General features: G+C 70.4%; 9 protein-coding genes. 1 reads left to right on the plus strand and 8 read right to left on the minus strand.

The features are described 5' to 3' along the window. Positions 1 to 6: 6 nt before the first annotated feature. The 8 genes from ACIBH1_RS09070 to ACIBH1_RS09105 form a co-directional block, all read right to left on the minus strand. Positions 7 to 1,218 (minus strand): serine/threonine-protein kinase, encoded by a 1,212-nt coding sequence (locus ACIBH1_RS09070; protein WP_397313071.1) that lies wholly within the window; start codon positions 1,216 to 1,218, stop codon positions 7 to 9. 49 nt (positions 1,219 to 1,267) lie between these two features. Then, positions 1,268 to 1,579, minus strand: coding sequence for an AzlD domain-containing protein (locus ACIBH1_RS09075; protein WP_397313072.1), 312 nt, complete (start codon positions 1,577 to 1,579; stop codon positions 1,268 to 1,270). Continuing rightward, positions 1,576 to 2,229, minus strand: a complete 654-nt coding sequence (locus ACIBH1_RS09080) for an AzlC family ABC transporter permease (RefSeq protein ID WP_397313073.1) — start codon at positions 2,227 to 2,229, stop codon at positions 1,576 to 1,578. The genes ACIBH1_RS09075 and ACIBH1_RS09080 overlap by 4 nt, the downstream gene beginning before the upstream one ends. Positions 2,230 to 2,243: 14 nt before the next feature. Further along, a complete protein-coding gene (locus ACIBH1_RS09085; RefSeq protein ID WP_397313074.1) occupies positions 2,244 to 3,044 on the minus strand; it encodes an AraC family ligand binding domain-containing protein in 801 nt (266 codons plus the stop codon). Then, entirely contained in the window at positions 3,041 to 4,594 is a 1,554-nt protein-coding gene (locus ACIBH1_RS09090) for a serine/threonine-protein kinase (protein ID WP_397313075.1), read from the minus strand. Before ACIBH1_RS09090 ends, ACIBH1_RS09085 begins: the two co-directional genes overlap by 4 nt. 13 nt (positions 4,595 to 4,607) lie before the next feature. Next, positions 4,608 to 6,386 carry a protein kinase gene (locus ACIBH1_RS09095; RefSeq protein ID WP_397313076.1) on the minus strand — a complete coding sequence of 593 codons (1,779 nt, stop codon included), beginning with the start codon at positions 6,384 to 6,386 and terminating at the stop codon, positions 4,608 to 4,610. A gap of 75 nt (positions 6,387 to 6,461) precedes the next feature. Further along, positions 6,462 to 7,496, minus strand: coding sequence for an SGNH/GDSL hydrolase family protein (locus tag ACIBH1_RS09100; protein WP_397313077.1), 1,035 nt, complete (start codon positions 7,494 to 7,496; stop codon positions 6,462 to 6,464). Positions 7,497 to 7,542: 46 nt separating this feature from the next. Then, a complete protein-coding gene (locus ACIBH1_RS09105) occupies positions 7,543 to 8,901 on the minus strand; it encodes an amino acid permease (protein WP_397313078.1) in 1,359 nt (452 codons plus the stop codon). Positions 8,902 to 9,081: 180 nt separating this feature from the next. Here ACIBH1_RS09105 and dnaE point away from each other — a divergent pair, with 180 nt between their 5' ends. Then, positions 9,082 to 12,612 carry a DNA polymerase III subunit alpha gene (gene dnaE, locus ACIBH1_RS09110; RefSeq protein ID WP_397313079.1) on the plus strand — a complete coding sequence of 1,177 codons (3,531 nt, stop codon included), beginning with the start codon at positions 9,082 to 9,084 and terminating at the stop codon, positions 12,610 to 12,612. Positions 12,613 to 12,824: the final 212 nt, after the last annotated feature.

The raw sequence follows: 12,824 nt of genomic DNA on the forward strand, positions 1-12,824 counted from the left end.
CGGTTCCTAGCCCTCGTCGTCGCCCTCGGCCGAGCTGGGTTCGACCCGGCCGGGCTCGTCGCCGGTCTCCTCGGGCTCGTCCGAGGACGACGGCTTGCCGGAAGGTTTGCTCGAGGGCGACTTGCTTGGGGCCTTCGAGGGCTTCGAGTCGCGGGTCGGGGTGCCCGAGGGGTTCGACGAGCCCATCCGCTCGGGCGTGGCACCCGAGGGGGTGTCCGACGGCTGGCTCGGGGTGCCCTGCCGTACCTCGTCGTCGCTCCGCGAGACGCTGCTGGAGGCGGCGGGCGGGGCGGTGGGCCGCTCGCCCGCGGTGCCGCGGTTGGTGAACCAGGCGGCGCCGCCCGCGACCAGGGCGACCGCGAGCGCGGCGGCCGCCACCGCCATCACCCTTCGCTTCGGACCGGGTCTCGGGTCGGGCGGCGGGGGCACGGGCCCGGTGGGGCCCGCGGGCGCGCCGGTGACGATGGCCGCCAGCCGCTGCTCGGTCTCCTCCATGGTCATGCGCTCGTCCGGGTGCTTGCGCAGCAGCCCGGTGATGACCGGCGCCAGCGCCCCCGCCCTGGCCATCGGGGAGGGCTCTGCGTGTATCACCGCGCCCAGCGTGGCCAGGGGGTTGTCACGCTGGAAGGGCGAGCAGCCCTCGACCGCCTGGTAGAGCGTGACGCCCAGCGACCACAGGTCGGAGGCGGGCGTCGCGTCGGAGCCCATGGCCCGCTCGGGGGCGATGAAGGCGGGCGTGCCCACCAGGACCCCCGTGCGGGTCACGGTGACGTCGTCGGGCGTGGTGGCGATGCCGAAGTCGGTCAGCACCGCCCGGCCGCCCTCGGTGAGCAGCACGTTGTCGGGTTTCACGTCACGGTGCAGCACCCCGGCGGCGTGCGCCGCCCGCAGCGCCGCCAGCACCTGCAACCCGATCTCGGCCACCCGGCGCGGTGGCAGCGGCGCCAGCGAGCCGAGCGTGTCGGAGGGCACCAGCTGCATGACGATCCACGGATGGTCGCCCTCCTCCAGCACGTCGTAGACGGCGGCGACGCCGGGATGCGAGACCCGGCCCGCGGCGCGCGCCTCGCGGAAGGTGCGCCGCGTGAAGGCCTCGCGATCCTGCTCGGTCAGGTCGGCGGGAGGCAGCACCTCCTTGACCGCCACGTCGCGGTCCAGCACCTCGTCGTGAGCGTGCCAGACCTTGCCCATGCCGCCACGCCCGATGGGCCGAAGCAAGCGATATCGTCCACCGACTATCCCCGCACTGTCGGACATGCCGGACGCGCTACCCGAGAAGCAGCCTCACAAGCGCGGTGACCACGGCGGCCGAGGCCAGGATCACGAGGAAGGGTGCGCGCAGCAGCAGCGCCACCACCGCGGCGCCCAGCCCCGAGGTGCGCGCCACGTCGAAGTGCAGCCCGCCGTCCTGGGTGAAGGTCTGCACCGCGATCAGCGCCGCCAGCAACGCCACCGGAACCAACTCGGCGAAACGCCGCACGCGGGGATGGTCGAGCACCCGGCGCGGCGCCGCCAGGCCCGCCACCTTCAGCGCGTAGCACCCCACGCAGACCACAATGATCGCCCACCACAAAGTCATCGCATCATCACCACCAGAACGGCCACGGCGGACAACAGGACGGGAACACCGGCGGGCAGCAGCGGGGTGGTCGCCAGGGCGATCGCCACCGCCCCCAGCGCCAGCCAGCGCAGCTCAGGACTCTCGGCCAGGCGCGGCCACAGGATCGCCAGGAAGGCCGCGGGGCCCACGGCGTCCAGGCCGAAGGCGGCAGGGTCACCCAGGAACTCGGTGCCCACCGCCCCGGCCAGCGTCGTCAGGTTCCACATGAAGTAGAGGGTCACGAAGGTCGTGGTGAAGCCCTGCCGGGCGCTCTCAGGGTCGGGCTGGGCCATGGCCACGGCGGTGGTCTCGTCGATCACGCCCTGGGCGACCACCAGCCGCTTGGGGCCCGACACCTTCAGCATGTCGGCCATGCGCAGGCCGTACAGGGTGTTGCGTCCGCCGAGCAGCAGGGCGCCGGCGCTGGCCGCCAGCAGGTCGCCGCCGCCCGCGACGGCGCCGATCAGGGCGAACTGCGATGCACCGGTGAAGGCCAGCAGGCTCAGCACGCAGGCCTGCGCCACGTTCAGGCCGGAGGTCACCGCGGCGGCGCCGAAGGCCACCCCGGACAGGCCCACGGCGAAGCCGACCCCCAGTCCATCGCGGATCGCGGTGGAAATCTGTTTCATACCTCTGAGGGTATTTAGTGCGTCTTGTACGTTCCTGCGGCCCTCTGGTAAGCGGCGGGCGGCACCCCCACGATGCGCTTGAAGTGCCGCGTGAGATGCGCCTGGTCGGTGAAGCCCACCTCGGTGGCGACCCTGGCGGCGGGCATGCCCGCCGCCAGCAGGCGCCGGGCCTCGCGCACCCGCAGCGTGGTCAGGTAGGCGTGCGGCGGCAGGCCGGTGGCGGCCTTGAACGCCCGCAGCAGCGGGAAGGGCGCCGACCGCACCGCCTCGGCCAGGCCCTCCAGCGAGGGCGGCTCGACCAGGCGCTCGTGCAGCAGCTCCACCGCCTGCCGTACCTCCTGCGAACCGGCGGCCGCCTCGCGCGGCGGCCCCGGCGAGGCGTGACGGGAGACCAGCTCGGCGGCGAAGGTGCGCATCAGGGTCGAGGCGGCCAGGTCGTCGCCGTGCTCGGCGGCGGCATGCGTGCTGAGCAGGAGCCTGGCCAGCGCCGGGTCCTCGATCACCGGGTCGGCGAAGTACGGCGTGCCGCGCTCGGAGATCGTCTCCGCGGGCGGGTACATCATCCGGTAGGCCCAGCCCTCGGGAACGCCCGCGTGGCCGGTGTGCTCGTACTCAGGGCTCACCACGACCAGCTGGCCCGTGCCCGCCCTGTAGGTCGAGCCCCGGCAGGCGAACTCCTCCACCCCGCCCACGATCACGCCGATCGCGAACTCCTCGTGCGTGTGACGGGTGTAGCGGTGGGTGACGTAGCGGGCGTGGAGCAGGTCCACCCGGGGCAGGGCCGGGTGGCGCCAGAACCTGGCCTGCTCCTTCACGACGGGCGGAAGGTCCTGGCGAAGGCGGTGAAGTACTTCAGGTCCGCGGCCCAGCTGTATTGCGGCGCCTCCCAGTACAGGGCGAACGGGCGGCCGTCGGCGGTGCGGAAGCCGCGGTTGATCACGTGGATCTGGACGCCGCCGCGCTCGCGCACGAACTCCCAGTCGGCGGCGGGCACGCCCTGGTAGGTGAGGTCGCGGATGGCGATCCTGCGGTAGGCCTTGAACTCGCCGCGCTCCATGATCTGGCTCTCCAGGTCGCGCCAGTGGGCGCTCTCGTCGGAGTAGTCCTTCTCGTGCTCGGTCCACTCCACGGTGAGCTGGCCCTGGGCGCCGGGGCCGCTGAAGTTGACGCTGGCGCGGGTCTGGTGCTTGGCGGCGGTCCAGCCCTTGGGCAGGCCGATGGAGAAGCCGCCCGCCTCGGAGGCGACCCGCCGCCAGCCCCGGGGGAGCGCCGCCGGGTCGGGCGAGGGGGTGGCGCTCGTGCTCGGGGTGGGGGTCGTGCTCGGGCTGGTCGTCGGGGTCGGACTAGTGGTGGGGCCCGTGGCGGTGCCGGTGCCCGTGCCGCTGAGCCACCACCAGCCGCCTCCCGCCGCCGCTGCCACCACGATGGCGGCAGCGGGAACGATCCACAGGACGGGGCTGCGCCGGCGCGGGGCGCCGTGGAGGGTGGAGGGCACGGGCGTCACGGCCTGGCCCGGGAGTGCTCCACCTCCTGCTCCGGCGAAGGAGACGGCGGTGCTGTGCTGCGCCTGGGCGGCGTGCAGGATCGCCTCGGCCTGCGCGGCGCTCATGCGCGCGGCGGGGTCGGCGTGCAGCAGCCCCATGATGGCCGGGGCCAGCGGGCCCGCCAGGCGCGGCGGCTCGGGCCTGTCGCGCAGCACCGCGGCGACGGCGGCGGCCCACGAGTCGCCCCCGAAGGGCGCGCGCCCCTCGGCGGCGGTGTACAGGGTCGCGCCGAGCGACCACAGGTCGGAGGCGGGGGTCGCGGGCAGCCCGTTGAGCCGCTCGGGCGGCATGTAGGCGGGCGTGCCGACGAGGTGGCCGGTGCCCGTCATGGCGGGATCGGACTCGGAGGAGGCGATGCCGAAGTCGGTGAGCACGACGCGGCCGTCGTCGGCCAGCAGGACGTTCTCCGGCTTGACGTCGCGGTGCAGCACCCCGCCCGCGTGGGCGGCGCGCAGGGCGCTCAGGACGGCCAGGCCGATGCGGGCGACGTGGGGCACCGGCAGCGGGCCGTGCCTCTTGACCGCGGCGGCCAGCGAGCGCGAGGGCACCAGCTGCATGACGATCCAGGGACGCCCGTCCTCCTCGACGACGTCGTGGACGACGACGATCGCCGGATGGTCGAGCCGTCCGGCGGCGCGGGCCTCGCGGACGGTGCGCCGGTTGAGCTCCTCACGACGGCGGTCGCCGACCCCGGCGTAGCGGACCTCCTTGACCGCGACGACGCGGTCGAGCAGCTCGTCGTGGGCGCGCCAGACGATGCCCATCCCGCCCTCGCCGAGGGGCTCGATCAGCCGATACCTCTTGGCGACGTGCCTGTCCACCAGCGAAGCCTACCTACTTGGCCGGCTTGAACGTGTCGGCAAATGTCTCGAAAAAGTGGAAGTCCTTCTTCCACCGGCTGTCGAGGTTGTGCCAGTAGATCGAGTAGCCCATGCCGCCCTTGGTGACGAATCCGCGGTTGAGCACCCGCGTCTTACCCGAGTTGGTGACCCAGGTGAACTCCCAGTCCGCGGCCTTCTCCATGTAGTCGACGGCCTTGATGTCGACCAGCTTGTAGCCGCCGAACCGGCCCGAGGCGCCCTTGTCGGAGCGCTTCCAGTCGGCGACCGGGTCGGGACCGGCCTTCTTGACCTGGTCGATCGCCATGAACGCGTTGGAGGCGGCGCCCGGTCCGCGGAAGAAGACCTGCGCGCCCTCGCGCTTGTACGGCTCCCACCCCTTGGGCAGGCCGACCTGGAAGCCCGACTCGTCCTTGTACATCTTCCAGCCGTCGGGCAGCGCCGCCTTGGGCGGCTCCGTGGAGGCCGAGGGCGTGGGGCTGGGGGCGGCCGTGGTGGGCGGGGCGCTGGGGCTCTCGCTCGCCTGCTGGGAGGCGCTCGGCGAGGAGGACGGCGTGGAGGAGGCCTGCGCGGCCTTGGTCTGCGGCGTGACGGTGCTCTCGGGGTCGCCGGCCGACTTCATGCCCAGCCAGGTTCCCAGACCCGCCACGACCGCCACGGCGGCGACCACGGCCACGATCGCCCCGACCTTGCGGTTGCCGGGACGCTCCGCCGCCACGGTGCGCTCGGGGGCCAGGCGGGCGCCTGTCTCGGGCAGCCCGGCAGGTTCGGGGGCGCGGGAGGCCCCGGCGGAGCGCGCTGGGACGGGCGGCACCGGACGCAGGTTCGGGTCGGTGGGCGTGTCGTCCTCTACCGGCATCACTTCAGTGTGTGCCTGGCGCGTCACTTTGCGCAACGTCGGCGGGGGAGCGGCGGGCCGTTCAGGGGCGGACACGTCGCGCAGCCTGCGCGCCGCGTCGCCGTACGACAGCCGGTCCTCCGGCTCCATCGCGAGCAGGCCCAGGATGACCGGGGCCAGCGGGCCGGCCTTGGCGGGCGGCGCGGGTTCGTCGTTGAGGACGGCGTGCATGGTCGCCATGACCATGCCGCGCTCGTGCGGCGCGCGGCCCTCGACGGCGGTGTAGAGGGTGGCGCCTAGCGACCACAGGTCGGACTCGCGCCGCGCGGGCAGGCCCTTGAGCCGCTCGGGCGCGATGAAGGCGGGCGTGCCCGCCAGCCCCGTCATGGTGAGCTGGGTCTCGGTCTCGAGGGTGGCGATGCCGAAGTCGGTGAGCACGACGCGGCCGTCGTCGGCCAGCAGGACGTTCTCCGGCTTGACGTCGCGGTGCAGCACCCCGGCCTCGTGCGCGCCGTGCAGCGCGTCGAGGACGGCCAGGCCGATCTCGGCGACCCGTCGGTACGGCAGCGGCCCGTCCTTCTTGATCACCGTGCCGAGGGAGCGCGAGGGCACCATCTGCATGACGATCCAGGGCTGGTCGTCCTCCTCGATCACGTCGTAGACGACGATCACGTTGGGATGCTCGAAGCGGGCGGCGGCCCTGGCCTCGCGCATGGTGCGGCGGTTCAGCAGCTGCACCTCCTCGCCCAGGTCGCTGCTGTAACGCACCTCCTTGACCGCCACCGTGCGATCAAGGAGCTCGTCGTGGGCACGCCAGACGATGCCCATACCGCCCTTGCCGATGGGCTCCTGCAGTTGGTACCGACCGGCGATCCGGCGACCAGGGTTCTGTCTCAACGGCCACAAACCCCCTTCTAAGCCAACAGATACTCCCATAGCGATCGGTGATCGGCGACTCGCGTGGGAGCCAGGCTTACGGCATGGCGGATCGCCTGCCCGGTTGGAGATGATTTATGGCAGGGTGACGTTGTTAAGTGGGCGCTCCGGGCCGGAATCGATCTGCCTGGCGACCAACTCGCCGAGCTTCCGGTAGCCGTCCGCGGTCGGGTGGTAGCTGCGGCTGTAGACCAGCAGGCGCTCCACGTCGACGTCCAGAGCGTTCATGTACGGCTGGGCGCGGCCGATCTCGTGACCGTCGAAGGCGTCGTACGGATCGACGAACTCCGCGCTGCCTGGACCCTTGAACGCCGCGATCGCGCGGTCGAACTCGGCCACCGCCGCCCCGATGGTCTCGTTGAGCCGGTGCCCGACCCTGTTCAGCCAGCGCTGGTCGTCGGGGGAGAGGTTGTCGACGCGCCCGCCCGGCTCGCGGGGGAAGATCCGCGGATAGCCGACCACGACGACACGGGCCTGCGGCGCCCGGTCACGGATGGCCCGCAGCACCTCGCGCATCCTCGGGCCCAGGCCGTCGATGCGCTTGAGCACGGCGGGCTCCTGCTCGACGCACTTCGACGACCACGGCAGCCGGACGATGCACTCCTTGAGCACGTCGGTGAAGCCCGCGTCGTTGCCGCCGATGCTCACCGTCACCAGGCTCGTCTCGGCGCTCACCCGGTCGATCTGGGGGCTGTGGCCGTGCTGGCCCCTGAGCAGGTTCGTGGTCGTCGCGCCCGCGCACGCCCAGAACGAGGCCCCGCCCGCGAACGGGTGGCTCTTGGTGATCTGCGGCACGTAGGAGCCGCTGGAGCGGTGGCACAGGCCCGCGCCCCGGTCGATCGGCGGCGCGCCCGGATCGTAGACGCCCTCGCCCGAGGAGAAGGAGTCGCCCAGGGCGATGTAGGAGCCGCTGAGCGCGACCTGCTTCGGCGTGAGGTGCCTGACCTGCGGGAGAGCGCCCGTCGAGGTGTCAGGGCAGCCGATGGAGAAAGCCTTGCAGGCGACGACGTCGAAAGCACCCGTCCAGAACGCGGTCAGCGCGAGCGCGACCCCGAGGACGGCGGAAAGTACGGCATGCGTGAGTGGGCGTTTCGCCGCGTTCAGAGTCATCCTCCCCGATTGCCTCTCCGGGGAGGATAACCCGGCTTCTAGATCGTTACGCCCGCCCGTTTCCGGCCGTTCGTCTTTTTCCGACCATGCGCCAGCCCGCCCAGATCGCCAGCACGAGCAGCGGGATGCAGAAGAAGGCGATGCGCTGGTCGTCGTCGGCGAAGGCCATCAGCACCACCACGAGCGCCAGGAAGGCCAGCGTGCCCCAGTTGGTGTACGGCGAGCCCGGCATCGGGAAGCTGGAGCGGTGCCCGGTGCGGCGCAGCATGATCTGGCAGTACACCAGCGTCCCCCAGGTGGTGATCACGCCGAGGGAGGCGATGGCGGTGGCGATGTTGAAGGCCCGCTCCGGCACGTAGGAGTAGAGCAGCACGCCCAGCAGGAACACCGCGGCCGTCATCAGGATCCCGCCGTACGGCACGTGCCTGCCGCTCAGGTTCCTGGTGAAGGCGGGCGCCTCGCCCTTGAAGCCCATCGAGCGCAGGATGCGGCCGGTGGAGTACAGCCCCGAGTTGCACGACGACAACGCGGCGGTGATGACGATGAGGTTCATCGCGTCGGCCGCCCACGGGACGCCCAGCTTGCCGAACACCGTCACGAACGGCGACTCGTCGGCGCTGTAGGCCGTCCACGGCAGGACCATCGCCAGCAGGACGACCGAGCCGACGTAGAAGACCGCGATGCGCCACACGACGCCGTTGATGGCCTTCGGCATCACCTTGCGCGGCTCGGCCGTCTCGCCCGCCGCGATGCCGACCAGCTCGATGGAGGCGTAGGCGAAGACCACCGCCTGCAGGCTCATCAGCACCACGGGGAAGCCGTTGGGGAAGAACCCGCCGTGCGCGGTCAGGTTGGCCGGACCCGCGCCCTGCACCGCGAAGATCACCATCACCAGGCCGACGACCAGGAAGGCGCAGATCGCCAGCACCTTCAGCAGTGCGAACCAGAACTCCAGCTCGCCGAAGAGCTTGACGGAGGCGAGGTTGACGGCCAGGACGAAGGCCAGGCTGACCAGGGCTGTGAGCCACTTCGGGAAGTCGGGCGCCCAGTAGCCGACGTACGTGGCCACCGCCGTCAGCTCGGCGATACCGGTGAAGGCCCAGTTCAGCCAGTACATCCAGCCGCTGGTGAAGGCCGCCCACGGGCCGATGAACTCCGCCGCGTACTCCACGAACGAGCCGCTCGTCGGGCGGTAGAGCACCAGCTCGCCCAGGGCGCGCATGACGTAGAAGGCGGCCAGACCGGCCAGCGCGTACGACAACACCAGCGCCGGGCCGGCGGCCGCCAGGCGTCCCCCGGCGCCCAGGAACAGGCCCACGCCGATGGCGCCGCCGATCGCGATCATCTGGACCTGGCGGTTTCCCAGGGACGGCTCGTAGCCTTCGTCAACGCGTGATCGACTCACTACGCAACGATATCGACGCAGGTGGGAGGTGGGTGCCGGACACGCCCTAGGGGGCGGTGTGTCGGGAAGGTCGGCGCGTGCCGTACAGATCGTCAGCGTCTAGCGAGGCTGCGCCGGACTGTCGGTCGGGGCCACTAGAGTCAGAGCCGCACATCTCTAGCTTGAGGGGGTCTCCGCTCCATGACGTCCAGTGACTCGTTCGTTCACCTCCACGTGCACACCGAGTATTCGATGCTGGACGGGGCGGCGCGCCTCAAGCAGATGTTCAAACAGGTCGGCGACCTGGGCATGCCCGCCATCGCGATCACCGACCACGGCAACATGCACGGCGCCAACGACTTCTACCGGCAGGCGACCGCCGCCGGCATCAAGCCGATCATCGGCATCGAGGCCTACGTGGCGCCCGAGATGCGCCACAACAAGAAGCCGGTGCTGTGGGGCGAGCCCTCGCAGAAGAGCGACGACGTCTCCGCGGGCGGCTACTACACCCACATGACGATCTGGGCGCGCAACAAGTCGGGCCTGCACAACCTGATGAAGCTCTCCTCGCGCGCCTACACCGAGGGCTTCGTGCGCAAGTGGGCGCGCATGGACGCCGAGACGCTCGCCGAACACTCCGACGGCCTGATGGCGACCACCGGCTGCCCGTCCGGCGAGGTGCAGACCCGCCTGCGGCTGGGGCAGTACGACGAGGCCGTGAAGGCGGCGGCGAAGTTCCAGGAGATCTTCGGCAAGGACAACTACTTCCTGGAGGTCATGGACCACGGGCTCGACATCGAGCGCCGCGTCCGCGACGGGCTGATGCGCATCTCGCGCGAGCTCGACATCCCGCCGCTGGTGACCAACGACTCCCACTACACCTACGAGTCCGACTCCGCCTCCCACGACGCGCTCCTGTGCATCCAGACCGGCAAGCAGCTGTCCGACCCCGACCGCTTCCGCTTCGACGGCTCCGGCTACTACATCAAGACCGCCGACGAGATGCGCGCCATCCACGCCAACGACGAGTTCTGGCAGGAAGGCTGCCGCAACACCCTCCTCGTCGCCGAGAAGGTCGACCCCGCCGGGTTCTTCGAGTTCAAGAACCTCATGCCGACCTTCCCCGTGCCCGAGGGCATGACCGAGGAGGAATACTTCCGGCAGCAGACCTGGGAGGGCCTGGCCCGTCGCTTCCCCGAGGGCGTCGACGACGAGCACCGCGCCTGGGCCGAGAACGAACTCGGCGTCATCATCCAGATGGGCTTCCCGAGCTACTTCCTCGTGGTCGCCGACTTCATCATGTGGGCCAAGAACAACGGCATCCGGGTGGGCCCCGGCCGAGGATCGGCCGCCGGATCCCTGGTCGCCTACGCCCTGGGCATCACCGACCTCGACCCGATCCCCCACGGCCTGATCTTCGAGCGGTTCCTGAACCCCGAACGTGTCTCCATGCCCGACGTCGACATCGACTTCGACGAGCGCAGGCGCGCCGACGTGATCAGGTACGTCACCGAGAAGTGGGGCGCCGACAAGGTCGCCATGATCGCCACCTTCGGCACCATCAAGGCCAAGGCCGCCGTCAAGGACGCCGGACGCGTCCTGGGCTACCCCTACGCGCTCGGCGACCGCATCAGCAAGGCCTTCCCGCCCGCGGTGATGGGCAAGGACATCCCGCTGTCGGGCATCTTCGACAAGGAGCACCAGCGCTACAACGAGGCCGGAGAGCTGCGCAAGCTCTACGAGGAGGACGTCGACGTCAAGGCGACGATCGACCTCGGGCGCGGCCTGGAGGGCCTGATCCGCCAGACCGGCGTGCACGCCGCGGGCGTCATCATGTCGTCGGAGCCGCTGACCGACTACATCCCGATCATGCGCCGCGACGCCGACGGCGCGATCATCACGCAGTTCGACTACCCGACCTGCGAGTCGCTCGGCCTGCTCAAGATGGACTTCCTGGGCCTGCGCAACCTCACGATCATCGACGACTGCATCAAGATGATCGAGTCCGGTCGTGGCGAGACGATCGACCTGCTGGCGCTCCCGCTCGACAACGTCAAGGCCTACGAACTCCTGGCGCGCGGCGACACCCTGGGCATCTTCCAGCTCGACGGCGGCGGCATGCGCACCCTGTTGCGGCTGATGAAGCCCGACAACTTCGAAGACATCTCCGCCGCTCTCGCGCTCTACCGGCCCGGCCCGATGGGCGCCAACTCGCACACCAACTACGCCCTGCGCAAGAACGCCCAGCAGGAGATCACCCCGATCCACCCCGAGCTGGAAGAGCCGCTCTCGGAGATCCTGTCCACGACCCACGGCCTGATCGTCTATCAGGAGCAGGTCATGGCCATCGCCCAGAAGGTCGCCAACTACTCCCTCGGAGGCGCCGACCTGCTGCGGCGGGCCATGGGCAAGAAGAAGAAGTCCGAGCTCGACAAGCAGTTCGAGTTCTTCGAGAAGGGCATGCAGGACAACGGGTTCTCCGCGGCCGCCATCAAGGCGCTGTGGGACATCCTGCTGCCGTTCTCCGACTACGCCTTCAACAAGGCCCACACGGCGGGCTACGGCCTGGTCTCCTACTGGACCGCCTACCTGAAGGCCAACTACCCGGCCGAATACATGGCGGGGCTCCTCACCTCGGTGAAGGACGACAAGGACAAGTCCGCGCTGTACCTGAACGAATGCCGCCGCATGGGCATCAAGGTCCTGCCGCCCGACGTCAACGACTCCGACTTCGACTTCACCCCGCGCGGCACCGACATCCGCTTCGGCCTGTCGGCCATCCGCAACGTCGGCGGCAACGTCGTCGACGGCATCATCGGCGCGCGCAAGGAGAAGGGCCGCTTCGGCGACTTCAAGGACTTCCTGCGCAAGGTGCCCGCGATCGTCTGCAACAAGCGCGTCATCGAGTCGCTCGTCAAGGCCGGAGCCTTCGACTCGCTCGGCCACGTCCGCAAGGGCCTGGTCATGGTGCACGAGCAGGCCGTCGACGCCATCATCGACATCAAGAAGAACGAGGCCATCGGCCAGGACTCCCTGTTCGGCGCCGTCGAGGACGGCGAAGACCAGACCTTCGACGTGCAGATCCCCGTCGGGGAATGGGACAAGACCACCCTGCTGCAGTTCGAACGCGAGATGCTCGGGCTCTACGTCTCCGACCACCCGCTGCTCGGCGTCGAGCACATCCTCTCCGCCGGGGCCGACTGCTCCATCGCGGCGCTCCAGGACGAATCCCGGCCCGACGGCCAGATCGTCACCGTGGGCGGGATCCTGTCGGGGGTGCAGCGCAAGGTCACCAAGAAGGGCGACACCTGGGTGCTCACCCAGCTGGAGGACCTCGAAGGCGCCATCGAGGTGATGATCTTCCCCTCCGCGTACCAGCTGTGCTCCACCATCCTCGCCGAGGACGCGATCGTGTTCGTCAAGGGGCGCATCGACAAGCGCGAAGACGTGGGCAAGATCATCGCGATGGAGGTGTCGGCACCTGACCTCACCGTCGAGGCCGGAGGGCCCTTGCTGGTGTCGATGACCCTGCAGAAGTGCATTCCGCCGGTGGTGACGCGGTTGAAGGAGATCCTCACCACGCACCCCGGGACCTCGGAGGTGCACCTGCAGGTGCACAACGGGCCACGGACCACCGTGCTGCGGGTGGAGGATCGGTACCGGGTGACGCCCTCGCCGGCGCTCATGGGGGACTTGAAGCAGCTGCTGGGGGCCAACTGCCTCGGCGGCTAACCGCTTGGGCCTCGCGGGTCGTGCGCCTTCGGCGCCGGCCGGGCTCGGGCTGTGTCTAGTGGGGGTGGTCCTTCGGCCCACCCCCACACCCCCGGGGGGGGGGGGGGGGGGGGCCCCCCCCCCCCCGCCCGGGGTGTCGGGCGGGGGCTCATTAAACCCAAGGGTAAGGCTTACGCGGGGTGTGCGGAAAAACGATAGCCGGGGGTTTGGCG

Origin of the sequence: Nonomuraea sp. NPDC050663, from assembly GCF_044456985.1 — a bacterium.
Taxonomy (GTDB): Bacteria; Actinomycetota; Actinomycetes; order Streptosporangiales; family Streptosporangiaceae; genus Nonomuraea.

Bases quoted from the DNA above. Each gene is read 5' to 3' on its own strand.
- ACIBH1_RS09095 (WP_397313076.1), bottom strand. From the start codon at position 6,386: ATGGGAGTATCTGTTGGCTTAGAAGGGGGTTTGTGGCCGTTGAGACAG.
- ACIBH1_RS09100 (WP_397313077.1), bottom strand. From the start codon at position 7,496: ATGACTCTGAACGCGGCGAAACGCCCACTCACGCATGCCGTACTTTCC.
- dnaE (WP_397313079.1), top strand. From the start codon at position 9,082: ATGACGTCCAGTGACTCGTTCGTTCACCTCCACGTGCACACCGAGTAT.
- ACIBH1_RS09075 (WP_397313072.1), bottom strand. From the start codon at position 1,579: ATGACTTTGTGGTGGGCGATCATTGTGGTCTGCGTGGGGTGCTACGCG.
- ACIBH1_RS09080 (WP_397313073.1), bottom strand. From the start codon at position 2,229: ATGAAACAGATTTCCACCGCGATCCGCGATGGACTGGGGGTCGGCTTC.